Origin of the sequence: Planktothrix pseudagardhii (assembly GCF_904830925.1) — a bacterium.
GTDB classification, from domain to species: domain Bacteria; phylum Cyanobacteriota; class Cyanobacteriia; order Cyanobacteriales; family Microcoleaceae; genus Planktothrix; species Planktothrix tepida.
On record NZ_LR882967.1, the window covers coordinates 4302909 to 4328886 of the forward strand.

Consider the following 25978-nt stretch of genomic DNA (forward strand, 5'->3'; position numbering starts at 1 on the left):
CGTCATAATCCCTGAGAAGATTAAGTTTAGTGAATCAAATGGGGTCAGTTTTATAAAGACCCTAAAAGATAAATCCACTTTAATGCTTCAAATGGGGTCAGCTTTTATAAAGACCCTAACCATAGGAAAATCCATTCATAAAAACCTAGAGGTCAGCTTCCAAGGTACGGAAGCTGGCTTTCTTGTTTTAAAATTCCACTGCGCCGGAGATTTTGGATTGATCGATTTCATTCCCCACCACCGTAAGGGTGTAACCGCGTGTCGCATTATACACATCATAGCGACCATTACTCCGAATAATATTTTGACCGGGACTGGTGGCTGTTCCTAAATCAGGTTGAGCTTGGGAGATCGCAACAACTCCATCTCGTTCATTATTTTCAATTAAATTATTGCGGAGGATGGGTTTGGCTTGGTGAGAAATCACAATTCCATCCCGATTTTCAATAATTTTATTTTCCGTAATGGCAGGGGTTGCTTCGTCATTAATCGAGATGCCAAACCCTGTATTTTGGAAAATATTATTGCGAATTTCTCCCCGTCCTGAACGAGCAATCGAAATTCCATTTCCAGCATTTTGAGTAAAGATATTACTGGTCACTTTAGGGTTGCCTTCGGCACTAATAAAAACCCCATCTCGCTTGCTATTAATAAACGTACAGTTACTCACCGTAGGATTAGAAGATTCTATCCATAAAGCCGTTCCACGAGTATTTGGATTCGTTAAAGTTAACCCTAAAATTTGACTGTTTCCTTCCGTTCTAATGGTGGCATTTTGTCGAGCAAAAGTAGGACTAACAAAATTACCGCCGCCCATAATAACAGTATTTTGGCCATTGGTAGACACATCTCCTTGTAATGTGATTCCCTCTGGGAGAACGATGGGAAAACTCTCTCCGGTTTCTTGGCTATAGGTTCCGGGGTTAACTTGAATCACCGTACCCGGTTGGGCTTTTTGGACAGCATAGCTAATCGAACGATAGGGGCCAGCTTGACTTCCTGTGGAAGCACCGCTATCAATTCCACTGCTAGAATCAACATAAATCACGGAACCTTGGGCCAAATTTTGGGAAATTGAACGGGGATAGGGTGGAATCCTCTGGAGATTGGCCAAAACTGGAGTTTCTAAACTCGCTATTAGTCCGAGCCCCACCATTGTCGTCACCCAACCCCTGCTTTTGTAAAGCCTAGAGGGAATGGATAAAGTCAATCGTTGTATCGGGTTAGGTTGATTGCACATATGGTATTGATGGGTTGTCCTGATCAAGAGCGGATTTTCCTCCAGGGGGTTCCTGTCCCAGATTTGATTAGAACAATCGACCTTTGGGATGAATCGCGCTTGATTCTTTTAACTCCAAGCATTTTAGCCGATTCAGATCAATGGATTTTGTTTTTTCTAAGATTAAAGATAATTCTCTGGGAACATCTCAGCCGTGGGATAAGTCAATGAGGCTAGACTTTATCTTGCGTTCGTTTCGGCGGTAGTTTAGGGTTGTTGTCAAGAAGAGAGTTTTAAACGAAGCGATGTCAGGGATCATCAGCATTGAGAACTGGCGTTTCACGCTTGGGCAGTACAGGGATAGTTTTCACATCAAGCGATCATTAATTTATGAGGGGTTTGTCCCCTAAAAGCAATGAAACAAAAGAGGTGAGATCATCGAATCGTTCTTTTCTGTCCATTTAGCCCTTAAACAAAAGTTTCTCAATCGCTTGCTATTTTCTTGACACTTCTGTTAAGCTGATACGATATTTTTTTATTCATTACTGAAGAAAGTTTAGCTTTACGATCAGGGTTTCCCCTAGGTGATGCTCAACTGTTTTTTGTATTGACAGAGATGCAGGTTGCACAACTGCCAGCGATGTCCTTTTTTCAGTTAGAATACACTGGATTGTTTATTCCTTTTAGGATAAACTAAACCTGGTGTTCATTACCAAACTGGAATCACTGGTCAGTTAAAGTTTAATCATCTCTAAGACTACCAGTAGCGAAGTTCCTATTGTAGAATCCCAGAAAAATCAAAATCCTAACAACATTAAGCTCACGTGAGGAGGACTTGAATGTCTCAGATAGCAGGAACCAATCCATCAACAGTGGAAGTACAGACTGGCTCTAACGGGTTAGTTACTCTAGTTGCGGCAACAGCTGGAGAAAACAACATAACAGGAACCGCTAATACCGTCCTGATTAAGGGTAACGCTCAAGGTGGCCCTCTCGTAGCTGGTGCAGCAAACCCTATTATCATTCAAGGTTTGGGTGGCAATGATTCGATTGTAGGTAGCAGTGGCAGCAGTACCAGCAGTGGCAACGATCAACTGTACGGTAACGAGGGACTTGACACCATCTATGGTTTAGGTGGAAATGATGTGATTGCCGGGGGTGCTGACAATGACCTGCTGTACGGTGGAGATGGAAATGATAACATCTTTGGTGATCTAGGAGATGATAAGGTGTACGGTGGCGTTGGTAATGACCAGCTTGCGGGTGATGGTGCCCCAGAGCTACCCGGAGGAAATGACCTTATTGATGGTGGCGATGGCGATGACACCATCTGGGGTCAACAAGGCGATGACAGCCTTTATGGTGGAGTCGGAAACGACACCATCTTTGGTGGCAAAGGAGACGATATTATTGCGGGTGGAGACGGTAATGATTTCATTACTGGAGACAAAGGCAATGATAACCTATCGGGTAATGCCGGAAGTGACACATTTGCCTTCACCCAAGTTGGTAGTGCGGATGCTGACGTAGTAGTTGATTTCACATCAGGAACTGACAAGATTGCCTTATCTACTACTGAGTTCGCATCTCTAGGTGTCAGTGTAGAAGCTGGTGAATTCCAAGTGATTGCTAACTTCAATACTGCTAACGTCGGTACTACGACTGGACTGATTTATGACTCCCAAAGTGGCAAGTTATACTTCGTCACGGGTGGTGCTGCTCAAGAAGTAGCTACATTTGTCAATAAACCTACTCTAACAGCCAGCGACTTTGAACTATTCTAAGTCTGAACTTGCTATAATTTAGTTCTAGGGGGTAGCTAGTCTACCCCATTTTTTATGGGCAGTAATGGCTTAATCTTCCGGCTTAGGAGGGACAGGATCATATCCCCCTGGATGATAGGGATGACAGCGTAGAATGCGTTGCACTGCTAACCAACTGCCTTGAATTATTCCAAAGCGTTCGATGGCTTCAATGGCATATTGGGAACAAGTGGGGTGAAAGCGACAAACGGGAGGAAACAGGGGGGAAATTAAGAATCTGTAGCCTCGAATTAAGGTAATTAATAGAATTTTCATATCATTAAATTTGTTAATTTTCAGCGAGAACAACTTGAGGAGCGAGGAGAACTTGATCGGAAGTTTCGATAAATTTTCCAATTCCTAAAAGTTGATTGTCTAAATCATAAACACTCACGGGTTGAGGTTTTAAGGTTTCAGAATCTACAGCAATTGATTGTCCTTGACACCAACGTTTTGCAGATTCATCGGTGAGTGTAATAATTGTTAAATGATTTAAAGCTAAGGTCGGAGATAGGGGAAAAAATGTTTGTTGTTGAACTTGGGTTTCTAGGGTTTCTAAAGTTAAACTATTTTCTAAAGAGAAACCACTGCTTTCTGTTCGGATAAGATGAGCTAAGGTTCCACCGCAATTCAGTATCGCTCCTAAATCTCTAGCAATAGAGCGAATATAAGTTCCTGAACCACAGGCGATCACAATTTCTAACTCAGGAAATTCTCCCGGATACCAATTTAAAATTTTGAGATCAAAAATTTCAACTGTCCGACTTGGAACTTCAATATTTTCTCCTTTTCTCGCTAAATCATATAATCGTTTTCCTTGAACATGAATGGCACTATAAAGCGGAGGAATCTGTTGAATTTTACCCTTAAATTGAGGAAGAATTTCTTGAATTTGTTGGAGTTGTAAATGGGGTACAGGTTGACTCGTTAATATTTCTCCTTCCAAGTCATCGGTTGTGGTGGTGACACCAAATCGAATTCTAGCTTGATAGGCTTTTTGAGGCGGGAGAAATTGTAATAAACGAGTGGCTTTTCCCAGAGCAAGGGGTAACACTCCTGTTGCTGCTGGGTCGAGGGTTCCGGCGTGTCCGACTCGTTTTAATCGTAAGATTCGACGCACTCGCGCCACACAGTCATGGGAGGTTAAACCCGCAGATTTATTAAGGTTGAGAAACCCGTACATTATGGTATTGAATACTCTCTATGAAATCGTTATTTTATCCTATTATTTTCTCAAATTTTAGCTAAGAGAGAGATTTAAAATCTCCAGATGTTAAATTTCCTGTAAAACCGGGAAGGAATGCTAAATAAGTGGGATTATTAACATTATCCGTGCGAATCAATACACCGTTAATGTCATTAACACTTCCCGTTTCAATGACTAATTGACTATAGGTTAAGTCTGACGGCAGAAAAAAGAAGTCGTTATTATCATTATAATCGAAAATCACATCAACGAAAGCTGAATTAGCACTACCAGAATTAACAGAAATCAAAAATCCATCTTGTCCTTCACCGCCGACTAAAATATCTTGACCTCGATCTCCCGATAACAAATCATCTCTATTTCCCCCCAAGATACAATCATCACCGGCTCCGCCATATAGGGTGTTATTATTATCATCAGTTCCGATCGAATCACTACCCGCTATCAAGAGGTCATTATCATTATTTCCTGATAAAAAATCTTGTCCATTCCCTCCATATAAGGTATCACTACCTTTTCCTCCAAACAAGGTATCATTTCCTTCATTCCCTAAAATAGAATCCCGACTTTGATTCCCATTAATATAATCATTTCCCGTTTCACCCTCAATCAAATCCTCTCCGTCATCACCAAAAATGGTATCCCCTCCCCCCCGACCATACAAACTATCATCCCCTATATTGCCTCGAATAATATCAGCAGCAGCAGTTCCAGCTAGACTAGCTCCCAAGGTATCACTCACCTGGGGAATTTGATTTCCGGTCACGGTATCATTTCCGGTCACGGTATCATTTCCATTATTACCCCCGGTTGTATCATTGGTTAAGGTGTCCCCAGGAAGGGTTTGGTCGTATAATAGGAAAATTAAGTTAGGATCAAATGCGGATGTCATAATCAGTTAAGCATTAAGTTTGTCTTAAATTTTACCAACTCTGAAGTAGCCTAACGACAACCAAACGGTTAGTTTTTCAGATTTTTGCCTGTGCATTACTCAATTATATTAAAATCCAGCCTATTTGTTCTCCTCATTCCGAACCTTCGAGACTGCAAAATTCAACAACTGTCAATTGCCATAATTCCGTAAACTCACTGATAGCAAGATAAGGGATAAGTCGAATATAATAGGATCAACCTTGAGACTCTAAATAAATTTACTGCAAAAATGCGGGATTGCCAATCACAAGCCCAAACCTTGCACTCTTTTGTACCCGGATTGACATCTCTAATTCTTTATCCAACGGATTATTATGTTTAATGCCACAGCCATTCTAATTGATGCCTTTGTTCAACAATTACAAGCCGGATATCGTCGTACTTATGGAGGGTTTAAACCAGACTACCCTGAGATTATTGCTTGGGCTGGAACAATGGCTTTAGAAAATATTGCCAATTGTGATGCTCTTTATCATAACGTCGAGCATACTATGTTAGTGACGTTAGTAGGACAAGAAATTTTACGCGGAAAACATATCCGAGAAGGCGGTGTTACACCTCAAGATTGGTTGCATTTTATTATTTCCTTGCTGTGTCATGATATTGGTTATGTCAAAGGCGTTTGTCGTCAGGATCAAGAATCAATTGGTTTATATGCAACTGGAATTGGAGATGGAATTGTTTCGATTTCTGTTGGAGCCACGTCAGCTAGTTTAACACCTTATCATGTTGATCGCGGAAAATTAGTCATTGATGAACGATTTGGCGGTCATAATTTAATCGATGCGGAACAAATTAAACGCAATATTGAATTAACTCGTTTTCCGGTTCCCGCCGATGAAACCCACCAAGATCGACATAATTATTCAGGACTAGCAAGAGCCGCTGATTTGATTGGTCAACTCAGTGATCCGCGCTATTTGAAAAAAATTAGTTCCTTATTTTATGAATTTGAAGAAGTGGGAACGAACAAAGTTTTAGGGTATAAAACCCCTGGAGATTTACGCCGAAATTACGCTAAGTTTTACTGGAATGGCGTATTTCCTTATATTCCGGCGGCTCTCAAATATTTAGAACTCACCCAAGAAGGAAAGCAAGTTGTAGCAAATCTCTATGCTAATGTCTTTCAAGTGGAAAATGAATCTCGAATTTTACAAGGAATTAATCAATTTCCCACGGAAACGAATGGCGGAAGTCGAACAGATCAAAATAAAGACGGTGTTCTCAATGAGCAAAAACCGTTAGTCTTTAGTGAATTAACGGAGTTAAATTTATAGAGACTTAGGATGGTTTGAAAAAAGGGAAATTCAAAATTGAGAAAGGGAGGTTGATCAATTAACTTTCCTTTTTATCTCTATAACTGTAAAAGATTTGAGGTCTTAACCATGACAGAAGCTACCCAAAAAATGCAACAACGAGTTGAAGAATTAAGAAAATTATTGCAAAAAGCTAGTTATGAATATTATGTCTTGGATGCTCCAACAATGGAGGATTCTATTTATGATCAATTATATCGAGAACTGCAAGATTTAGAACAAAAATATCCTGAATTAATTACCTTAGATAGTCCGACCCAACGAGTTGGAGAAAGACCTGCTACCCAATTTCAATCTGTTCAACATAATATTCCTTTATATAGTTTAGAAAATGCCTTTAATTTTAACGAGTTAAAAACTTGGCAAGATCGAGGACAAAAAATAGCCACAAATTCCTCCAAATTACCGACTTATGTTTGTGAATTAAAAATAGATGGTTCAGCCTTAGCATTAACTTATGAAAACGGAATATTAGTTCGAGGCGCAACGCGAGGAGATGGAATAACCGGGGAAGAAATTACTCAAAATGTTAAAACAATTCGTTCCATCCCCTTAAAATTAGAAGGAGAAAATCCACCTGCTTTAGTTGAAGTACGAGGAGAAGCTTTTTTATCCTTAACTGTATTTGAACAAATTAATCAAGAACGAAAACAAGCAGGAGAGGCGTTATTTGCTAATCCGAGAAATGCTGCTGCTGGAACTTTAAGACAATTAGATTCTAAAATTGTAGCTCAACGGAAGCTTGATTTTTTTGCTTATACTTTACAAATTCCCCAACAAGATAATTTAGAAATTACTGATTTCCAAACCCAATGGGATAATTTAGAATTATTGCAAACAATGGGATTTAAAGTTAATCCAAATCGTCAAGTCTGTTCTAATTTAGAAGAAGTGATAAAATATTGTGAATATTGGGATCAAGAACGGCATAATTTACCTTATATGACTGATGGGGTTGTAATTAAAATTAATCCTTTGTCTTTACAGAAAAAATTAGGATTTACTCAAAAATTCCCCCGGTGGGCGATCGCTTATAAATATCCCGCCGAAGAAGCCCCAACGCAAGTAAAATCTGTCACAGTACAAGTGGGGAGAACTGGGGCGTTAACCCCGGTTGCAGAACTTAACCCCATTTTACTCGCAGGAACTACGGTTCAACGAGCAACATTACATAATCGCGATCGCATTACTGAGTTAGATTTGCATCTCGGTGACACTGTAATTGTACGGAAAGCCGGGGAAATTATTCCCGAAGTGCTGAGAGTCTTATTAGAATTACGCCCCAAGGACGCTAAACGGTTTGAAATGCCCACCCATTGTCCCGAATGCGGCCAACCCGTTGTACAACCTGTGGGAGAAGCAGTGACGCGATGTATTAATGAGTCTTGTCCGGCAATTTTACAAGGATCTTTGATTCATTGGTGTTCCAGAGATGCCTTAGATATTAATGGCATTGGGGATAAATTAGTACAACAATTAGTCAGTAAAAAATTAGTTAATTCTGTAGCTGATTTATATGATTTAACCGTTGAAAAATTAATGGTTTTAGACCGCATGGGGGAAAAATCAGCCACTAAAATTATGAATGCGATCGCTACCTCTAAAACTCAACCTTGGTCGCGGGTATTATATGGGTTAGGCATTCGTCACGTTGGCAGTGTCAACGCGGAATTAATTACTCAAAAATTTAAAAGTGTTGAACAGTTAACCCAAGCATCTGCCACGGACATTGAAGGGGTTTATGGAATTGGGCCAGAAATTGCCTATTCAGTTTATCAATGGTTTAATCTTCCCGCAAATCAAGACTTAATTGAACGATTAAAACTCGCAGAATTACAGCTTGCTAATTCTGAAAAAATAAATTATAATATAACTAATAGATCTCAATATTTAGCAGGTAAAACTTTTGTAATCACAGGAACTTTACCCACTTTAAAACGAGATGAAGCTAAAAAATTAATTCAAAATGCGGGCGGAAAAGTAACGGAATCGGTGAGTAAAAAAACTGATTATGTTGTGGTAGGAGAAGAAGCCGGATCTAAACTCAAAAAAGCCCAAGATTTAGGAATTACCCTGTTATCCGAAGAAGAATTATTAACCTTACTGTAGAGTTCAGTAACTGTGCTTAAGCAGCAATTAAATCATGAGAATAATCAATCCTAAGACAGATCAATACAATCGATTTTATTGTATAATTAATATGAGCTTATTTAAATTTTTAAAATGTCAATTCATTCAACATCAGGGCGTTGGCGGTTAGGATTAGGGTTAGCGCTATTAACAACATTTTTATGGGGAATTTTACCATTAGGATTAGCCATTATTTTACAAGCTTTAGATGTTTATACCGTTACTTGGTTTCGATTTTTAATTGCTTTTATCCTGTTAGGAGGATATTTAGCAACTCGTCAACAACTTCCTGATATCCAAAAGTGGCGTTTAATGCCTTGGGGATTATTAGCAATTGCTACAATATTTTTAGCTGCTAACTATGTACTATTTTTACAAGGGTTAGCTTTGACTTCCCCTACAAATGCAGAAGTTTTAATTCAACTGTCTCCTGTTTTAATGGGGTTAGGGGCGATTGTTTTTTTTAAAGAACGTTATACACGATTACAAGGGTTAGGTTTAGGAGTTCTGACATTAGGTTTTAGTTTATTTTTTAATGAACAATTACGAATTTTAGTTACGGCTTCTGATCAATATTTATGGGGAAGTTTTATAATTGGAGTTGCAGCAATCTCATGGGCAATTTATGCCTTAGCTCAAAAACAATTATTACAACAACTTCCCTCTACTCATATTATGTGGTTTATTTATGGAAGCTGCACCATTTTATATTTACCCATTGCGACACCAACAGCTATTTTTACTCTCACCCCTTTTCAACTCTTAATTTTACTGTTTTGCGGACTCAATACATTAATTGCTTACGGCGCTTTTGCCGAATCTTTAGAACATTGGGAAGCATCCAGAGTGAGTGCCGTTTTAGCCTTAGCCCCGATTATAACATTAATTGCTGTTGATCTGGTTGCCCTATTATTTCCCCTATTAATCGAACCCGAACATTTAACAAGTTTAGCAATTATAGGAGCAATTTTAGTTGTATTAGGTTCGATGATGATTGCATTAGGAAGAAAAACTTGGGGTGCGTAATTCTATTGAGAGTTTCAGAGTTTAAAGGTTAACCAACTGAATAATTAATTAACGGATAATTGATAACCTTTTAAGCTATCTAAAATCGGTAAAATTTGTTCTCCTTCAAATACTTCCAGTTCTTGCTTCGGTTTAAAGACTAATATTAATCGTTCCTGCGGATCAATTAACCAACCTAATTGCGTTTGATGTTTTAAACAAAATAAAATATTATTAATCACACGGGTTGACTGTTGTTCTGGGGATAAGATTTCAATTGTCCAATCTGGGGCGATAGTCGCATCATTGGCAATTTCTCCTTGTTCATCTAAAGGTATATTTTGCCATTCAAAAATAACAATATCAGGAACAATTGTTGTGATCCTAAACTGTTTTGTAGAATTGCGATCGCTTCTAAATACAAGGGTTCAGTTTGGGTATTGTCGAAAATTCCAACCTAGACTTTGACAGGAAAGTCTCGCACCCGTATATTTATTGTAGCGGTTTGAGATAACACAAGGCATCCTGGAAATAGGAAGAAACGCTTGTAGGAGAATGGATCATGCAGTATAATATGGCTGAACTTCAAGCATCAAGAGCATCATATAATTTGATTGATGATTCTACTGCTCTCCCAAACCCTGAAGACGAAACCCAGACCGTGCTGGATTCTCAGGAGTTAATGTGGTTTCATAGCCAGTTTGAAGACTGTATGGAAATGTTCGCCGATATGGATACGGTGGCGGAATATTTAGGTCAGCATAGTGGCTGGTTTTGTCGGTGTGCGTTACCGATGAAAACAGAACCGTTAGGAAATAACGCTTATGATTTACTGATTGGCAGATTTGGAGCTTTTGGCTATCTGGTGGAAGCGCGAATTGGGTTAGAATTAGTCCCACCGGATGCTGAGGGGGTTTATCGGATTCGGACAGTTCCCATACCCAATTATACGGCTCCCGGTTATGAGGTCGATTTTCAATCTACCATGACTTTAGTGGAATTACCCCCAGCAGAATTTTGCGCTGAACGCGGCATTAAATTAAGTGAATGTCCTACCCAAATTACCGGAGCAAAATGGCACTTAGATTTAGCAGTCGGGGTACAATTTCCTAAGTTTATTCGTTCCAAATCTCAATCGTTAATTCAAAAAACTGGGGATACCTTATTAAAAAATATTGTTAAACAAGTTTCCCGTCGTCTCAGCGCCAAAACTCAACAAGATTTCCACAGCACGTTGGGAATTCCCTTCCCCAAACAACAGCGTTAAGAATTGATTTAAAAGATAGAAGAAACTAGGTTTTTCACCTGGGTCATTGATCAACCTAGTTTCTAAGTTAGTTTACCAAGTAATGCGATCGCGGATTTTTTCTAATAATTTTGGCCCAACGCCGGACACCTGATCTAAATCTTCGAGGGAAGTAAAGGGTTTTTTCTGCCGAGCCGCTATAATATTTTGAGCTAATTTTGCACCGACTCCGGGTAAGGTTTCTAATTCCGCTTGGGTTGCTGTATTGAGATTAATTTTAATATCTGAAGACCCTGAATTTAAAGGTTTTACAGATTGATAAGAATTAGATGTTGTAACAATAGAATCCCCACAGGCTTTTAAATCTTTTTCGACTTTTGTTAATAGCCAAGTGGGAATCCCTAAAGCTGAATTTTGATATAATCGTTCAAATTCTCGCTTAAAATGAGTAGCAACTGTTGTATTATTAATAATTATCAAAGTTTCATCATTTTGAGTATTGGCGGCTTCTGTCCAATTATGGGAACCTGTAATCACAATTTTATGATCAATAATTCCAAATTTATGATGTAAGCGATCGCTCGGAGGTAAATTCGGACTTCCTACCGTTGAAATGGGTTGTTTCCAAGGCTTATTTTCCGCTTCATAACGGCATTGATTAACTAAGGAAATTCCCATCATATCCAACCCTTCACTATAGGAACGATAGGCAAAGCTCGGATCAATTAAGCCTTGAATTAAGACCTGATTTTGATGTTTTTTTTCTAAGGTATTGACAATTTTTTGATCTGAAAATACAAACAAAGCAAAATCAAAGGATTGTTGAGTTTTCTGTAATTCTTGTTGAATTAAACCATTGGTACTGTTTTGCCAAGGTTGTTTTTGAGAAGTCGGAGAAAATTGAACGGTTACAGGAGTATTCCCGACTAAAATTGTTTGATGACCTCGAAAAGGTTTATTAATTCCAAATAAACTATCCTTTTTTTTCCCAACCCCATCCCCCCACATTAAATTAAACTCTTGAGTCATTAATTGGGCTAATTTGGAACTTTCAATTTTTAATAAATTATTGGCATTTCCTTGACTTTCTAAGGTTTTAAAATCTCCATGAACATCACTGGTTGTCCAGTTAGCAGACGTAATGATAACATTCTTTCCATCAACGACCATAAATTTATGGTGCATTAACCCTGTCCCTTTGGAGCCATCTTCCGTATCGTCAATCATCGGAATTCCAGCGTTTTCTAATAACATTAAAGCGTCTCGTTGCTGACTTTCCTCTGGGCCAACTTTTCCATCCTGATTAACATCTGCTAGTAAGATAAACTCCTGATATCGCTCCTGCTCTCGTTCAGGTAACTGCTGAATTTCGGTGGCTGTAAATTGACTCCAAGGACGGCGATAAGTATTTTCTACAATAACTCGTATCTTCACCCCAGCTTGGTGACGTTCCACTAACGCTTGAGCAATATTCGGTAAACGAAATTCTTGAACCGCGATATCAATTGTTGATGTTCCTTGATGAATTGTATCAATAATAACTTGTTCTAAATTATCCCCAAACCGCAAAGATTGACGATAGGGTTCTGGATAAACAGAAGCTTCAGAATGATTAAAATAAACTTGAATTAAAGCATCTTGTTCTAAAGAATCTAAACGAGGTTTTAATACAGACTGGGAGGATGTTTTCACACAAGCACCCAGACCCCCAGCCCATAATAGTATTAACCCTAACCGCAGTGAAATTTGACGCAATTTATTCACCGATCAGCAACCATTAAATGGATTCTATTAACAGTTTGGCAGCAACAGGAGCGACAAACAAGGGATGGAACACAGTTCCCTGAAGGGATGAGGGAACTAGGAGTTGCTAACGGGTAACGGTTGACTTACTCCTGCCTCCTGATTCAGGTAATCTATTAATAGGGGGGAGATTAACTTAATTTCTGCCAAGCTACCGAGTTAAAAGGATGTTTCACTTTTTAACGGTCTGTCGCTGTAAGCACTCGCTCAGGGCTTATCGGCGCGGGTAATAACCCTCACTGCTGTATTATGCCAAAACGAAAGAGGACATTTCCCTGTGGCCATAAAGGATATGGGAAACTTTGTCATCGTTGTAATCAACAAGAAGTGACACAGGATTCCCAACATCAGGCTATTGAGGACAAACGAACTAAAAAACTAGAATGGGAAGCCTCCTTTGCTCAGGATATTATTGACCTGAGAGGCTTACCAGATTATGTCGTGATTAAAGCCAGGGCCATTATTGCTGGCTTAAATGACCAGAAAAGTTATCGAGACTTTGGGGGGAAGCGACTTCGCCATAATCGGTTTATTATCAGTATTCCCGTAACGCGGAATTATCGGATGCTTTGTCAAGATAGTGGTACTTTCCTCGTTCCCCAAAAAGTTCTTTCCCATGAAGATTACAACGTTTGTAAACCGGGAGATTAAATCGCTAAAATCCTAACCCGTTTATTTTTTTCCTTGATAACAAAACTTAACTTTTGATTGAGAAACATCCATGCAAATTTATCTCGACTATAGTGCAACCACTCCTCCCCATGCTGAAGTGATGACCCTGATGCAAAGGGTGATGGCTCAACAGTGGGGAAATCCTTCGAGTCTTCATGAGTGGGGTCAAAGAGCCGCAACGGTTTTAGAACGATCTCGAATACAAGTGGCTCATCTGATTAATGCTCCACCGGAATCGATTATTTTTACTTCCGGGGGAACTGAAGCGGACAATTTGGCGATTTTAGGGGTAGCCCGTCAATATGCTCAACCCCAACATTTGATTATTTCTACGGTGGAACATTCGGCTATTGCGGAACCGGTGCGAATGCTGGAACAATGGGGATGGCAAGTCACCCGATTACCCGTAGACTGTCGCGGACGGATTCACCCCTTGGACTTACAAGCGGCCATTCAACCGAATACGGTGTTAGTGTCGGTTATTTATGGTCAAAGTGAAGTAGGAACACTGCAACCGATTGAAATCTTAGGTAAAATAGCCCATTCCCAGGGGATTTTATTCCATACCGACGCGGTACAGGTAGCCGGACGTTTACCCCTGGATGTGCAGCAGTTACCCGTTGATTTATTATCCCTATCCAGTCATAAATTATATGGCCCCCAAGGAGCCGGGGCGTTATATGTTCGGGATACGGTAACGTTAACGCCGTTGTTAGCCGGAGGCGGACAGGAATTTCAATTGCGTTCAGGGACGCAGGGGGTTCCCACCCTTGCGGGATTTGGGTTAGCCTGCGAATTAGCCGCCCAGGAAATGGCCACGGAAACCCCTCGGTTAATTCGGTTGCGCGATCGCTTATTTGACTTATTGGCTGATGTACCCTATTTATTACCCACAGGCGATCGCTTAAATCGTTTACCCCATCATGTCAGTTTCTCTGTTATTCCCCCAAAACACATTGACCCCGCCACCCTAACCGGAAAAACCCTGGTTCGTCAACTGAATTTAGCCGGAATTGGCATTAGTGCAGGTTCGGCTTGTAGCAGTGGTAAACTCAGTCCCAGTCCGATTTTATTAGCGATGGGATATGACGAAACTGTGGCTTTAGGGGGAATTCGGTTTACCTTGGGACGGGATACCACCGAAGCAGATATTGATTGGACAGCAATGGTTCTGAAACAAGTCTTAGAACGCTTGATTCCCAATCAGTTGTTAGCCATGAGTGTTTAACTTAATCAGGTTGATAGAATTCTAAAGAGTATGCTCAACACATTTGAACAACAGTTGCATTCCTATTCACAGATTGCAGAGCAAATTCCTGATAATCTGGAGTCTGGAAAGTTTATAACTGTTGAAAGAGTTCCCCCTCTAAAAGTCTATTCTTTAGGATTCCAACCTGCAAAATTTATCCCAGAGATTCCTCGTTGGTTTCTCAAAAAATACGCTGTTCCTGCTTGTACAATTCTTGACCCATTTTGTGGCTCCGGTACAACTTTATTAGAAGCCATTCAACAAAATATTTCAGCCTACTGGTTAGACTATCACCCTCTCAGTCGTTTAATTTGCCAAGTTAAAACCACTGTATTTTCAACCCAGGAGATTTTAGAAGCAACAACCCAAATTATCGAAAAAGTATCTACCCAAAAGTTTGCACCCGCAACCATCAATTTTTCCAATAAAGATTTTTGGTTTCAGCAGCCTGTACAAGAAGGATTAGAACTTTTAAGAGAACAGATTCTATTAGCTGACTATAGCCTTCAACCTTTACTTTGGTTAGCATTTAGCTCAACCGTTAGAAAGACTTCAAATATGAATGATGGTATGATTTTGGCAGCCCGACGTTCCCATATTGAGAAAATCCCTATTCGTTCCCGTTCAGATGTATTTCAATATTTTCAACACTATGTTAAACAATCTATTGAAGCTTTTGGGGAATGGAACCCTTTCTTAAAAAACTTTACGGCTCAAATTCAACAACTATCTTCTCAAGATGCTCGACAACTGCCAGAACCCTTAACAGTTGATGCAATTATTACTTCTCCACCCTATATTAATGCGATTGATTATGTTTGGGCTTCTAAGTTTGAACTGCATTGGTTAGGATTGGTAAATAGTAACCAGGAACGTTTAAATTTATACTCTCAAGAAATCGGAACTGAACGAATTCCCAAGCAGGAGTGTAAAGAATTAGGAAAAACGGGTTATTTGCATTTAGATCAGTTGATCGAAAATATCTATTTTGGTAAAAAATATCAAGCAACTTCGGGTCAAAATCAACTTAGATCCAGAGTTGTTTATAAATATTTTATGGATATGAAGTTACATTTTTTACAGAGTTTACAGGTATTAAAAAAAGGTGGGTATTACTGTTTTTCTGTAGGCGATGTTAGCAATATTTGTGGCGTGGAAATTCCTGTAGCATCTCTTTTGTCAGAAATTGCTTGTGACTTAGGCTTTAAGAAAATATTCAATTTCAACCTTCTTTTAAAAAATCGACGTTTGAATCTACCCAGAAACGTTAATTGGGCTGGAACTATTAAACATGATACTATTATTGTGCTGGAGAAAATAAATTAATGTCTAATTCCATTGATGATCGGCATCTTGAATCCATTTTACAGCAGTATAGTGTATCATTCAATGCAAAAAAATTTATAGAAGAATCCTTGGAAGAAGATGATTTAATGCTGGTTTTTGGTTTGACACAAGAAATCAAAGATCTCAATAAACAGTATTGGGGAAGAGAATTAGGCAAATGTTGGGAACGTCTTATTATTGAAGTTGGTAGACAAAGTTGTATAGACTTTTCTCCTGCCATTCGAGATGGAAAAGATGAATTATGTGATTTAGTCATTGGAACCGATGCTATCGATGCAAAATATAGAATTGGATCAGGAGATTCAGGAACGTTAAAGAAGTTTAAGCAATACGCTGAACGATTAACGAATAGGGGGTACAAACCTGTTTTACTGATTTTGCGAACTGATAGTTTACCTCAAGCTATCAATGCTTGTATTGTAGGGGGGTGGAGGGTGCTATCGGGACAAGATGCCTTTGACTATTTATCTGAAATCACAAATTTTGATTTACAAGCTTGGTTAAAAGCCCGAAGAGGGTTATACTCAAGATCAATTAATCAACAACAGTAACTTAATCAAAGCCATTAATAATCCTATCCCACCTATGTCTCAACTACCTAACAGTTTAGAAGAAGCAATTGAACAAGCTAAACAAGCAACAAAAGCGGCATTAGCCGATGATTATAAATTAATTCAAGTTGAATTAGTGTTCCCTGAAATTGAACTACAAGCTCAATCTATCGCTCAAGAATTTATTCCGGCGATAGAAGAACCGAATCATCAATTAGTGGTATTGTTCCCCGATACCGGTGCCGCAGCCTTAGCTCGTCGGGACTGGGGAGAAACTTCTTTTCGGGTGACAGATTTAGGAACCTCCCGTTCTCCGGTTGAAACCCGATTAGAGCCAGAAGATCAACAGTTTTTAGTCGTCTCTCCCTCTGCGGTGGAAGTGGCGCAGGTGGAAAAATTGTACCAATTAGCCGGAGATCGCCCCGTAATTTTACTGAATCCAAAGCTTGAAGATCTTGCTATTATAGGAATAGGATATGCTGCTCGTCAGTTACGCGAACGGTTTATCAAGACTATTGAGTCTTGCTATTACCTCAAAGCCTTAGAAGGTGCTGCGCTCAGACGTTGTTATCCTTCAATGTGGGAAGTTTGGTTAGAAATTGATGGGCAGTACCAGTTGATCACTGAGCAGCCGACAAAACCCGTCGGCGATGAACTGGATCTAATTCTGGCACAGGTGACTCAAGAAAGTGATGAGTCAGTGGCACAACCTGTCCAACGGCCCAAAAAAGGTGTTTTGTCTGGACTTCAGAATTTTATTCGCGCCTTAAGCCGATGAGTCCTGTTCCTACGAACACCCTCTAACGTGTGCAAGTGAATCAAAAATGTTGACTCGACGCATTGTTATTGGTGACGTACATGGGCATTATGACGGGCTAATGACCCTTTTAGAGCGTATTGCTCCGGGTGCAAATGATCAAGTGTATTTTTTGGGGGATTTAATTGATCGTGGCCCCAAAAGTGCCCAGGTGGTCGAATTCGTCAAAAATAGCCCGTATCATTGTTTAAGGGGCAACCATGAACAATTGATGTTAAATGCTTTGCCGGAGGACGGAAAAAATCCTCAAGCTTGGCAAGCATGGTTGTATAGTGGCGGTATGACGACAATTACCAGTTATCAAGATTTAGGAATTATTCCTAGGGATCATGTGCACTGGATGGCTTCTTTACCTTTATATGTCGATTTAGGAGATGTTTGGCTGGTTCATGCGGGTGTTCATCCCAAAATGTCCATTAAAGAACAAGATGAAGCGGAATTTTGTTGGATACGGCGAGAATTTCACAATATCCCTAAACCCTATTTTGCCAATAAATTAATTATTATCGGTCATACCATTACGTTTACCTTTGATGGCATTGAACCCGGTAATTTAGTTCAAGGCCAAGGATGGTTAGGAATTGATACGGGGGTTTATCATGCCAGAAGTGGCTGGTTAACGGGATTGGATATTACGAATAAAAAAGTGTATCAGGTGAATGTTCTGCATAATAATCAAATTCGGATTTTACCCTTAAATCGGATTGTTACCCATTTAAAACCGCCTTCTTTGTTGGCGCGATTAAGTTATGTTAGACCTTAAATCAGTTATCAGTTATCAGTTATCAGTTATCAGTTATCAGTTTAAGATAGATTAAAATCCGTGAAATCCTCTTAAATCCGTGATCCCCATTACCTCTGATATTGAACGATGCGATCGCTGTCTTCAGATACAGAATAAGCCTGAATAATCGCATATAAATCAACATCATTTTCTAATAAACAAGCATGACCACTATCGGGTAAAACCACCATTTGAGAATTGGGTAAGGTTTTAGTTAAATATTGGGCTTCTAAAACAGAAGGTAATAATCGATCCGCACCACTAGCAATGACTAAAACAGGAATATCAATTTCCCGAAGATGGGCTTCATTCGGTTTAAACGCTTGCAATAATTCTAATCGCCAAGCTGAAATTTCTGGAGGTAATGAATTCATCGCTGCTAATAAAGCTTGACGTTCCGAAGCTTCAATGCGTCCTAAAGAAGCTAAAAATGGCAGTAAACCCATCACCGAACTCGGATAAAACCAATCAGGAAGCCATTGAGTTAAATAGGAACCCCATCTTAACCAAGGTCGTTGTTTAAAGGATGAAGCGGGATTAACTAAAATTAAACGGCTGAACCATTGAGGAGCTACAATAGCAACTAATAAAGCTAAACACCCCCCAAAGGATTCTCCACATAAATAAATCTCACGTTTAGGATTAGCTTTACGCTCTGCATCAATTAAATCAATGGTTTTTGAAGCTAAAGTTTCCCAGTCAGATTGATCAGTTTTAGGAATGGTTAAACACCGAATTTCAAACGCATCCATCAACCGGGGAATTTGAACACTGAATAGTTTCCCTGTCCCATCCATTCCCGGTAAAAACAAAAATAACGGTAAATCGGGTTTAGGGGAAGTTGGTCGAAAAAAATGCAGGGTGTTTTCAGCGACTCTGGATGGTGTGAAGGAAGAAACAGTCATAATTTAGGTGTCAGGGGTGTGGAGCGGGTTTTCCCCGCCCGCTAACAGTATGTTATTAGGTTTCAGTCAACTGTCAAAAGTCAACCATTAACTTATATTTTGCAACACAATTTCAGGAAAAGTCCGCTTCATTAAACCCGTTAGAACGTTTCCGGGGCCAATTTCCACCACTTGTTGCACCTCTAATTCTGATAATTGTAAACAAATTTCTCGCCACCGGACAGAACCCGTCATTTGTTGAGTTAGGCGTTGTTTTAACAAACTTGCATCCGTTGTGGGGGTAGGGTCAACATTGGATAAGACGGGAACTTGTGCGTTGTTAAAGGGAATTTCATCTAAAATTCGTTGAAATTCTGTAGCTGCTTCCGCCATTAAAGGAGAGTGAAATGCACCGGAAACGTTTAATTTAACGGCTCGTTTGACTTTAATATTTGCTAACACTTGATCGACGGCTTCTGGGGTTCCTGAAATCACAACTTGTGCTGCACTATTATCATTAGCTAGAACAACATTGTCTGTTTTTTGAATTTGTTCTTGTAACTGTTCTGAGTTAAACCCAATTAACGCCGCCATTTGACCCCCATCGGCACTATCCATTAATTCAGCCCGACGTTTAACTAACGTTAAACCTGTTTCAAAATCAAAGACACCAGCAGCATATAAAGCTACATATTCTCCTAAACTATGACCCGCCACATAATCAGGAGATTGACCTTCCTGTTTTAAGCGATCCACCAGTAAAGTTTCAACCACATATAAGCAGGGTTGGGTATACAAAGTTTTAGAAATTTTATCTTCTGGATCACTACAAATTTCAGAAATAGACCACCCCAAAATATTTTCAGCTAATTCTAATTTCGTTTTAAGGTCAGATTGTTCAAATAAACCTGCTCCCATGCCAATTTTTTGCGAACCCTGACCCGGAAAAATCCATGCTGTTTTTGTCATTTTCAATAATTAACGGTTGACTCTTAACTGATAACTGATAACTGATAACTGATAACTGATAACTGATTATCTTCCCCATTCAAACACGGCAGCCCCCCAGGTTAATCCGGCTCCAAAACCAGATGTAACAATGCGATCGCCGAGTTTAATTTTTCCCTCTCGAACAGCTTCATCTAAAGCTAAAGGAATAGAAGCTGCCGAAGTATTACCATATTTTGCTAAATTACTAATGACTTTTTCTGAGGGAATATTTAACCGTTCTGCGACAGCATCTAAGATACGTTGATTCGCTTGGTGTAGAATTAACCAATCGATTTGATCAACGGTTAAATTCGCTCTAAATAATGCTTTTTCGATAACTTCTGGAACTTTTTTCACCGCAAATCGATAGATTTCTTGACCATTCATCGTAATGGGATGATAGGTTCCTTGACCAATCGTAATTCCCGGTAATATTTCTTGCGGTTGGGGTTGATAGGATAAATTTAAAGATTGATTTTGTCGGCCATCACTTCTAATTTCAAATCCCAATAAATGCTCCTGTTCATCAGCCTGTAAAATCACGGCTCCCGCCCCATCACCGAATAAAATACAGGTTCTGCGATCTGACCAATCAACCCAACGGGATAGAACATCAGCACCAATGACAAGAACAGTTTGATAGACCCCTGTGCGAATAAATTGGGCGGCGGTAACTAACCCAAACACAAACCCCGAACAAGCGGCGGTCATATCAAAGGCGACCGCTTTAGTTGCACCCAATTGAGCTTGAATTAAACTGGCACTCCCAAACAAATCATCAGCCGTTGATGTCGCTAAGATAATTAAATCAATGGCGGCTGGGTCAAGGTTCGCCATGGCGATCGCCTCTTGAGCCGCCGATGTTGCTAATGTACTTAACCCAGTATTGGGATCAGCTAATCGCCGATGCTGAATTCCCGTGCGAGAAGCAATCCATTCATCGGACGTTTCGACCCGTTGAGACAGTCCGTGATTATCTAGTAAAACCGAGGGAGTAGCAGATCCGCAGCCCGTAATTGCAATGCCTGTTATTGTCATCTGTCTTCCCCCTTGGAGACCCACACCATAGCTGTAATCAGCTTGGTATTGGGAGGAAAAGGGGGGCAGGGGCTATGTTGCATACAAATAACCATCTTTTCTGTGAATAAGTGAACAATATTTGTGACTAATACCTTGTACAAGTGTTTTCTTTAAGGAAATATTGAAACTACCTGTTGTACGAACTGCCACACGACCAATATAAGTTCCCACTTTATGGCCAGAGGAAACAATTGCTTTCACAATATCTCCAGTTTGAAACCCTTTGACGAATTTCAACCTGGGAACATATCGAGATGGGAATCCAAACTTGTCCGTGCGACACATCTGCCTAGAACCGTGTCCTGTCGCCTTAATTAACAAGGGTTGAGAAGTCAATACCTGCAAAGAATTAACTTCTCCAACACAGGCTGCATCTAGCCAATGAGTTTTTGGTAAATTTAACCGGGTTCGATTGAATTTTGTTAAACCACCACTACCCGTAGAAATAGGTAAGCCTGTTTCTTTAAGACGATTAAACAATGCCCATCGAGTTGAATTAACGGCTGTAGCATCTTTGAGAGGATGTTTAGCTTGAGATAAAATCTTCTTTAAAATGTCAGGTTTATGGGTAAGAAATAACTCAATGCTTTGAGTTCCTTTCTGGGTATTGCATTTTTCACAGGCTAGGCATAGGTTAGAAATTCGATTACTTCCACCCTGAGATTTGGGATGAATATGCTCTATTTGTAAACGCACATTTTCAATACCACAGTAAGCACATTTTCTCTGCCATTTATTCAGTAAATATTCCCGAATTTCATAGCCCTTTAATTCCCCTTGTTGATATTCAATGCCTGAGATTTCAGGATTATCCAGTTGTTGTAAGTCAAATCTTACTAACTCTTGAACAATGGAACTGATGGGTGCGAGTCGGAGCAATTTATTCACCCAAGTTAGGGTTGTTTCTACTCGATGCTGTAAGCAGGGTGCTAACCAACCCTCTTGTCGGGTGCGATTTAAAAATCGAGCCTGACGATAGCGAGTATGGCGGTTTCTTCGAGAGCGACGCAATAAACGACGGGACTCCAAAGACGCTTTTATTGTTTGACCTCGATGGGTTAATTCAGCACCAAAAATAACTTGCTCATCTTGAACTAAAGCTATCCCCGTAGTTTGAGAACCTGGGTCTAATTTGAGAATAATTAATTGCGGAGTTGCGATTACCACCTTTTTGAGAATAATCGTAAATGGATACCTTCTAAATACCGCAGCTTTACCCGCCGTTAACAACTTATGAGCCATTGACGGCTTGCATGGTGTTAGTGGTTTTTTATTGGTATCAAGGACGAAAACGAGATTAGACATTGTTGTGTCTCTCCACTGTTGTGTAATGTTAGCTTCGGCAATGTTGTAGGTTGGTACTTTCTCAATACACCTGCCTCCCAAATGGCTAATTAATATTGAGATTACAGAGCTTAGAACTAGCTACGCATTCTAAGGTGTGAACTTTAACGCTTCCCTACAACGGAGGTATTTCTACCTGAGCCTGGTCAACTAGGGCTTTTACAAGCCCCCGCTATATTGGTACTCCGATTAGCGGTGGGTTATTGACTGAACCTCTGTTCTGTATCAAGAGCTTGAAGATGGCGAGCAGTGATGAGAAAAAAGGTAAAAGGTAAACGTTAAAAACAAGAACATTTTGCCGTTTTACTTTTTACTTTAGTCTTCAGTCTTCCAGTGGGAATTAACCACTGATGGCTTTTTCATCTGGTTCAAGGTGGTGTTGATATTGGGATTGAATGCGTTCTAGCACTTGGTTATCGATGGCATCTTTTGCCAAACGAACCGCATTAGCAATTGTTGCTCCTTTCGAGGAACCGTGACTAATAATGCAAACCCCCGCCACCCCTAAGAGTAAAGCACCGCCATGTTCAACATGATCCACCCGTTGTTTAAACCGCATTAAACTGGGTTTGAGCAAACTTGTTCCTAATTTAGCTTGTAATCCAGAGGTTAATTCCTCCTTCAGCATTTGTAAAACTGCTTCTCCCACCCCTTCAGCAAATTTCAACAGTACATTCCCGACAAAGCCATCGCAGACAATGACATCAAATTTTCCCGATAGAACATCTCGCCCTTCAGCATTTCCACCAAAGGCAATCTCAGGATGATTTTCTAGGAGTTGATAGGTGCGAATTGCCAGATCATTACCTTTACAGGCTTCTTCACCAATATTCAGTAACCCCACTTGGGGTTGGGACGTTCCCAGGACATAACGACTGTAAATCGTTCCCATTACGGCAAACTGTTCTAAAAATTTGGGGCGACAATCGACATTCGCACCGACATCCAACACCAAAACCGGAGAGTCAGGCTTCATGGTGGGCAAAACAGCACCGATAGCAGGGCGATCAATACCGGGAAGACGTCCTAAACGCAACAAAGCCGAAGCCATTGCTGCACCGGAATGACCCGCCGAGACGACAGCATCCGCTTTTTTTTGCTTAACTAAATTCATTGCCACGTTAATTGAAGCCTTGGGTTTGCGTTTCAATGCTCCCAAGGGTTCTTCGTGCATTTCGATCGTTCCCTCAGCAGGAATAATTTGGGGCAGGGGCAAATTGCTAGAGTGGTGTTTGAGGGCGGATTCAATTTGATCGGGATCACCAACCAAAAAGACGTCCACGTCCCATTTTTCCTGGGCCATGATTGCCCCTGCAACAATTTCGGCCGGAGCATGATCTCCGCCCATAGCGTCAATTGCAATTCGTGCGCGAGTTGAACCCATTGACCAACGTTAGAGAAACCTTCAAAATTTTACCGGAAGATTGCCAAGTCTAAAAGAGGGGGGGAGATGGGGGGAAGGGGGACGGGGGGATAAGGGGACGGGGGGATAAGGGGACGGGGGGACGGGGGGACGGGGGGATAAGGGGACGGGGGGATAAGGGGACGGGGGGACAAGGGGACGGGGGGACGGGGGGACAAGGGGACGGGGGGACAAGGGGACGGGGGGACAAGGAGACAAGGGGACGGGGGGAGATGGGGAGATGGGGAAGTAGGGGAAGTAGGGGAAGTAGGGGAAGTAGAGGAAGTAGGGGAAGTAGGGGAAGTAGGGGAAGAGTTTTTCCTTTATTCTTTAGTATTGGGTTGGTTTTATGTTTTTTAGCGATTAAATATGATTGATATTATTAGTTCGGGATTAGTGAGTGTTTGGTTGGAAATGGCAGGGGTGAATCAGGAAGGACTGAATGCCTCTGTGTTGGAGGATTTGGAAACGGAGTTATCGCAGGTGGTGTTTCCCCAACAGCCTGATCCGGTTGCGGAAGCGGTGGTGCAGCAATATTTGAATCGGTTATCAGCTAAGGGACTTTCCAAGGATATACAGGGCGTTTGGGTGCAGTCAAGTTGGGTTCCCTTAGCTAAGAATTCGGGGACAACACCCCTACCCGCAGCTTCTCTGACGAAGATTGCGACTTCTTTGGCATCCCTCCAGGTCTGGAGTCCTGAACATCGGTTTGAGACGTTAATAGGGGTCACAGGGCCGATTGTTGGCGGTGTGGTACAGGGGGATTTAGTCATTACCGGGAATGGCGATCCGTTTTTTATTTGGGAAGAAGCGATCGCATTAGGAAATACTTTAAATCAAATGGGAATTCGCGGGGTCGCTGGCAATTTAATCATTTCAGGTAGTTTTTATATGAATTATGAAGTTGATCCCATGAAAGCGGGTCAATTATTAAAACAAGCCTTAAATTCAGCATCTTGGAATGAAGAAATTATTTACCAACATTCTCGCATGACACCGGGAACCGCTAAACCGCAAGTTTTAATTGCGGGAACGGTCGTTTCTCAATTGGGGGGAGCTAATTCAACATTAATTATCCGTCATCAGTCTTTAGCTTTAGCAGAAATTATTAAACAAATGAATATTTATAGTAATAATTTGATGGCTGAAATTTTAGCAGCTAATGTTGGCGGGGCTGCTACGGTTCGGCAATTAGCTGCACAAGCAGCAGGAGTTCCTATCGATGAAATTCGATTAATTAATGGTTCGGGATTAGAACCTGAAAATCAGATTTCTCCCAGGGCTGTGGTGGGAATGTTTATGGCTTTAGCCCGATATTTACAAGATACAAATCTTACGGTTGCTGATTTATTTCCGATTTCAGGCATAGACACCCAAGGCACATTAGAAGACCGAAAAATTCCCATTTCTACTCCGGTCAAAACCGGAACCTTATCTGATGTTAGTGCGTTAGCAGGGGTTTTACCCACCCGTGATCGCGGTTTAGTTTGGTTTGCTATTATTAATCGCGGAACGGATTTAGATGGGTTAAGAGCCGATCAGGATTTATTATTACAACAATTGGTAAGTCAATGGGGTTCTCCTAATACTTTACCTGAATTAATTCAACCTCATATTGATAGTCATCATCCGGGTATTGGTGATTCAAATCGTAATCAAATTTTAGTCCAAACCGTTGCACCTTCTTCCTAAAATATTATGAGAATTTTTAACATCAGATATCAGGTGTTTGATCTAAACACCTCAACTTTTTAATGTTTGCATAAGGAGTAATAAATTTAATGACTTCACCTTATCAGGGTTTAAGTATCGAAGAATGGACAACTAAAACACAAGAGTTAATTGCTGATCATCCGCTTCATTTAGAAATGATTAGAGAAATTGCTTTGAAAAGTTATTTGCTAAAGAACTACAAATGAGAGAACCTCAAGTATGGAGGGGTGGTATTAGTAAAGAAGAAAAAGATCTGGTTTATATTCCGAATCAATTTTACTCCATTTTGGTTGGATTGATCATTCAGATTGGAAAGCACAATTATCACAAACAGGTCAAGCCGCAGGTTTAAGTGAAGAGACTTACACCTATAAGTTAATTCCTATTGTTGGAGAATATCGGTTAAATACTCCTGTCACACTGCTTAAAGGCGTTGGTAAAAAGACAGCTAAAATATTTGAAGCAGAAGGCATTAAAACAGTTC

23 protein-coding genes and 1 pseudogene are annotated in these 25978 nt (G+C 40.4%); 13 read left to right on the top strand and 11 right to left on the bottom strand.

The genetic code is table 11. The annotated features are described in order from the left end of the window. Positions 1–187 precede the first annotated feature (187 nt). Complete coding sequence (locus NMK36_RS18335) at positions 188–1156, bottom strand: DUF1565 domain-containing protein (RefSeq protein ID WP_072719674.1); 969 nt, start codon at positions 1154–1156, stop codon at positions 188–190. 902 nt (positions 1157–2058) lie between these two features. On the opposite strand from NMK36_RS18335, the gene NMK36_RS18340 reads away from it, so the two are divergent. Continuing rightward, positions 2059–3003 (top strand): calcium-binding protein, encoded by a 945-nt coding sequence (locus NMK36_RS18340; RefSeq protein ID WP_072719676.1) that lies wholly within the window; start codon positions 2059–2061, stop codon positions 3001–3003. A gap of 69 nt (positions 3004–3072) precedes the next feature. On the opposite strand, the gene yidD is transcribed toward NMK36_RS18340, so the two are convergent. From yidD to NMK36_RS18355, 3 genes are all read right to left on the bottom strand, one after another. Continuing rightward, positions 3073–3297 (bottom strand): membrane protein insertion efficiency factor YidD, encoded by a 225-nt coding sequence (gene yidD, locus NMK36_RS18345; RefSeq protein ID WP_072719677.1) that lies wholly within the window; start codon positions 3295–3297, stop codon positions 3073–3075. Between the two features lie 13 nt (positions 3298–3310). Further along, on the bottom strand, positions 3311–4204 hold the full coding sequence (gene truB / locus NMK36_RS18350) for a tRNA pseudouridine(55) synthase TruB (protein WP_072719678.1): 894 nt from the start codon (positions 4202–4204) through the stop codon (positions 3311–3313). Between the two features lie 61 nt (positions 4205–4265). Continuing rightward, positions 4266–5120, bottom strand: a complete 855-nt coding sequence (locus tag NMK36_RS18355) for a calcium-binding protein (RefSeq protein ID WP_083580047.1) — start codon at positions 5118–5120, stop codon at positions 4266–4268. 355 nt (positions 5121–5475) lie between these two features. Between NMK36_RS18355 and NMK36_RS18360 the strand changes: the two genes are divergently transcribed. The 3 genes from NMK36_RS18360 to NMK36_RS18370 all read left to right on the top strand — a co-directional run bounded on the left by NMK36_RS18360 (position 5476) and on the right by NMK36_RS18370 (position 9633). Then, the gene (locus tag NMK36_RS18360) at positions 5476–6438 is read left to right on the top strand and encodes an Npun_R2479 family HD domain-containing metalloprotein (RefSeq protein ID WP_072719679.1); all 963 of its coding nucleotides are present in this window, start codon (positions 5476–5478) and stop codon (positions 6436–6438) included. Positions 6439–6546: 108 nt separating this feature from the next. Next, on the top strand, positions 6547–8586 hold the full coding sequence (ligA, locus tag NMK36_RS18365; RefSeq protein ID WP_254174349.1) for an NAD-dependent DNA ligase LigA: 2040 nt from the start codon (positions 6547–6549) through the stop codon (positions 8584–8586). Positions 8587–8700: 114 nt separating this feature from the next. Then, positions 8701–9633, top strand: a complete 933-nt coding sequence (locus tag NMK36_RS18370; protein WP_072719681.1) for a DMT family transporter — start codon at positions 8701–8703, stop codon at positions 9631–9633. 44 nt (positions 9634–9677) lie between these two features. Here NMK36_RS18370 and NMK36_RS18375 read toward each other — a convergent pair whose 3' ends face one another. Then, positions 9678–9995 (bottom strand): Uma2 family endonuclease, encoded by a 318-nt coding sequence (locus tag NMK36_RS18375; RefSeq protein WP_367997216.1) that lies wholly within the window; start codon positions 9993–9995, stop codon positions 9678–9680. A gap of 179 nt (positions 9996–10174) precedes the next feature. On the opposite strand from NMK36_RS18375, the gene NMK36_RS18380 reads away from it, so the two are divergent. Continuing rightward, entirely contained in the window at positions 10175–10879 is a 705-nt protein-coding gene (locus NMK36_RS18380; protein ID WP_072719682.1) for a DUF1997 domain-containing protein, read from the top strand. Between the two features lie 72 nt (positions 10880–10951). Here NMK36_RS18380 and NMK36_RS18385 read toward each other — a convergent pair whose 3' ends face one another. Continuing rightward, positions 10952–12622 (bottom strand): DUF655 domain-containing protein, encoded by a 1671-nt coding sequence (locus tag NMK36_RS18385; protein WP_072719683.1) that lies wholly within the window; start codon positions 12620–12622, stop codon positions 10952–10954. A gap of 288 nt (positions 12623–12910) precedes the next feature. Between NMK36_RS18385 and NMK36_RS18390 the strand changes: the two genes are divergently transcribed. From NMK36_RS18390 to NMK36_RS18415, 6 genes are all read left to right on the top strand, one after another. Then, positions 12911–13312 carry a DUF7682 family zinc-binding protein gene (locus tag NMK36_RS18390; protein WP_072719684.1) on the top strand — a complete coding sequence of 134 codons (402 nt, stop codon included), beginning with the start codon at positions 12911–12913 and terminating at the stop codon, positions 13310–13312. A 70-nt stretch (positions 13313–13382) separates the two neighbouring features. Next, positions 13383–14561 (top strand): cysteine desulfurase family protein, encoded by a 1179-nt coding sequence (locus tag NMK36_RS18395; protein ID WP_072719685.1) that lies wholly within the window; start codon positions 13383–13385, stop codon positions 14559–14561. A 30-nt stretch (positions 14562–14591) separates the two neighbouring features. Next, on the top strand, positions 14592–15908 hold the full coding sequence (locus NMK36_RS18400; RefSeq protein WP_072719686.1) for a DNA methylase: 1317 nt from the start codon (positions 14592–14594) through the stop codon (positions 15906–15908). Then, the gene (locus NMK36_RS18405) at positions 15908–16480 is read left to right on the top strand and encodes a hypothetical protein (RefSeq protein WP_072719687.1); all 573 of its coding nucleotides are present in this window, start codon (positions 15908–15910) and stop codon (positions 16478–16480) included. The genes NMK36_RS18400 and NMK36_RS18405 overlap by 1 nt, the downstream gene beginning before the upstream one ends. A 34-nt stretch (positions 16481–16514) precedes the next feature. Then, entirely contained in the window at positions 16515–17258 is a 744-nt protein-coding gene (locus tag NMK36_RS18410) for a DUF1995 family protein (RefSeq protein WP_072719688.1), read from the top strand. Between the two features lie 46 nt (positions 17259–17304). Next, complete coding sequence (locus NMK36_RS18415) at positions 17305–18060, top strand: metallophosphoesterase family protein (RefSeq protein WP_072719689.1); 756 nt, start codon at positions 17305–17307, stop codon at positions 18058–18060. An 89-nt stretch (positions 18061–18149) separates the two neighbouring features. Here NMK36_RS18415 and NMK36_RS18420 read toward each other — a convergent pair whose 3' ends face one another. The 5 genes from NMK36_RS18420 to plsX form a co-directional block, all read right to left on the bottom strand. Beyond that, positions 18150–18986 carry an alpha/beta fold hydrolase gene (locus tag NMK36_RS18420; RefSeq protein WP_254174350.1) on the bottom strand — a complete coding sequence of 279 codons (837 nt, stop codon included), beginning with the start codon at positions 18984–18986 and terminating at the stop codon, positions 18150–18152. An 87-nt stretch (positions 18987–19073) separates the two neighbouring features. Continuing rightward, complete coding sequence (gene fabD, locus NMK36_RS18425) at positions 19074–19934, bottom strand: ACP S-malonyltransferase (protein ID WP_072719690.1); 861 nt, start codon at positions 19932–19934, stop codon at positions 19074–19076. A 66-nt stretch (positions 19935–20000) separates the two neighbouring features. Continuing rightward, positions 20001–20993 (bottom strand): beta-ketoacyl-ACP synthase III, encoded by a 993-nt coding sequence (locus NMK36_RS18430; RefSeq protein WP_072719691.1) that lies wholly within the window; start codon positions 20991–20993, stop codon positions 20001–20003. 72 nt (positions 20994–21065) lie between these two features. Beyond that, positions 21066–22340 carry an RNA-guided endonuclease IscB gene (gene iscB / locus NMK36_RS18435; RefSeq protein ID WP_254174352.1) on the bottom strand — a complete coding sequence of 425 codons (1275 nt, stop codon included), beginning with the start codon at positions 22338–22340 and terminating at the stop codon, positions 21066–21068. A gap of 379 nt (positions 22341–22719) precedes the next feature. Continuing rightward, positions 22720–23763 carry a phosphate acyltransferase PlsX gene (gene plsX, locus NMK36_RS18440; RefSeq protein WP_254174354.1) on the bottom strand — a complete coding sequence of 348 codons (1044 nt, stop codon included), beginning with the start codon at positions 23761–23763 and terminating at the stop codon, positions 22720–22722. A gap of 387 nt (positions 23764–24150) precedes the next feature. On the opposite strand from plsX, the gene NMK36_RS18445 reads away from it, so the two are divergent. Further along, positions 24151–25473: a D-alanyl-D-alanine carboxypeptidase gene (locus NMK36_RS18445; protein ID WP_072719694.1), complete on the top strand. Its 1323-nt coding sequence runs from the start codon at positions 24151–24153 to the stop codon at positions 25471–25473. 89 nt (positions 25474–25562) lie between these two features. After that, a pseudogene (locus NMK36_RS18450) lies at positions 25563–25710 on the top strand (ScaI family restriction endonuclease); the annotation flags it as partial. Between the last annotated feature and the right edge of the window lie 268 nt (positions 25711–25978).

What these genes read in the sequence shown, in the direction of transcription:
- NMK36_RS18370 (WP_072719681.1), top strand. Translation starts at nt 8,701, where the DNA reads ATGTCAATTCATTCAACATCAGGGCGTTGGCGGTTAGGATTAGGGTTA.
- NMK36_RS18390 (WP_072719684.1), top strand. Translation starts at nt 12,911, where the DNA reads ATGCCAAAACGAAAGAGGACATTTCCCTGTGGCCATAAAGGATATGGG.
- NMK36_RS18410 (WP_072719688.1), top strand. Translation starts at nt 16,515, where the DNA reads ATGTCTCAACTACCTAACAGTTTAGAAGAAGCAATTGAACAAGCTAAA.
- NMK36_RS18380 (WP_072719682.1), top strand. Translation starts at nt 10,175, where the DNA reads ATGCAGTATAATATGGCTGAACTTCAAGCATCAAGAGCATCATATAAT.
- NMK36_RS18400 (WP_072719686.1), top strand. Translation starts at nt 14,592, where the DNA reads ATGCTCAACACATTTGAACAACAGTTGCATTCCTATTCACAGATTGCA.
- truB (WP_072719678.1), bottom strand. Translation starts at nt 4,204, where the DNA reads ATGTACGGGTTTCTCAACCTTAATAAATCTGCGGGTTTAACCTCCCAT.
- NMK36_RS18360 (WP_072719679.1), top strand. Translation starts at nt 5,476, where the DNA reads ATGTTTAATGCCACAGCCATTCTAATTGATGCCTTTGTTCAACAATTA.
- iscB (WP_254174352.1), bottom strand. Translation starts at nt 22,340, where the DNA reads ATGTCTAATCTCGTTTTCGTCCTTGATACCAATAAAAAACCACTAACA.
- NMK36_RS18395 (WP_072719685.1), top strand. Translation starts at nt 13,383, where the DNA reads ATGCAAATTTATCTCGACTATAGTGCAACCACTCCTCCCCATGCTGAA.
- fabD (WP_072719690.1), bottom strand. Translation starts at nt 19,934, where the DNA reads ATGACAAAAACAGCATGGATTTTTCCGGGTCAGGGTTCGCAAAAAATT.
- NMK36_RS18430 (WP_072719691.1), bottom strand. Translation starts at nt 20,993, where the DNA reads ATGACAATAACAGGCATTGCAATTACGGGCTGCGGATCTGCTACTCCC.
- NMK36_RS18445 (WP_072719694.1), top strand. Translation starts at nt 24,151, where the DNA reads ATGATTGATATTATTAGTTCGGGATTAGTGAGTGTTTGGTTGGAAATG.
- yidD (WP_072719677.1), bottom strand. Translation starts at nt 3,297, where the DNA reads ATGAAAATTCTATTAATTACCTTAATTCGAGGCTACAGATTCTTAATT.
- NMK36_RS18355 (WP_083580047.1), bottom strand. Translation starts at nt 5,120, where the DNA reads ATGACATCCGCATTTGATCCTAACTTAATTTTCCTATTATACGACCAA.
- NMK36_RS18415 (WP_072719689.1), top strand. Translation starts at nt 17,305, where the DNA reads ATGTTGACTCGACGCATTGTTATTGGTGACGTACATGGGCATTATGAC.
- ligA (WP_254174349.1), top strand. Translation starts at nt 6,547, where the DNA reads ATGACAGAAGCTACCCAAAAAATGCAACAACGAGTTGAAGAATTAAGA.
- NMK36_RS18405 (WP_072719687.1), top strand. Translation starts at nt 15,908, where the DNA reads ATGTCTAATTCCATTGATGATCGGCATCTTGAATCCATTTTACAGCAG.
- NMK36_RS18335 (WP_072719674.1), bottom strand. Translation starts at nt 1,156, where the DNA reads ATGGTGGGGCTCGGACTAATAGCGAGTTTAGAAACTCCAGTTTTGGCC.
- plsX (WP_254174354.1), bottom strand. Translation starts at nt 23,763, where the DNA reads ATGGGTTCAACTCGCGCACGAATTGCAATTGACGCTATGGGCGGAGAT.
- NMK36_RS18340 (WP_072719676.1), top strand. Translation starts at nt 2,059, where the DNA reads ATGTCTCAGATAGCAGGAACCAATCCATCAACAGTGGAAGTACAGACT.
- NMK36_RS18420 (WP_254174350.1), bottom strand. Translation starts at nt 18,986, where the DNA reads ATGACTGTTTCTTCCTTCACACCATCCAGAGTCGCTGAAAACACCCTG.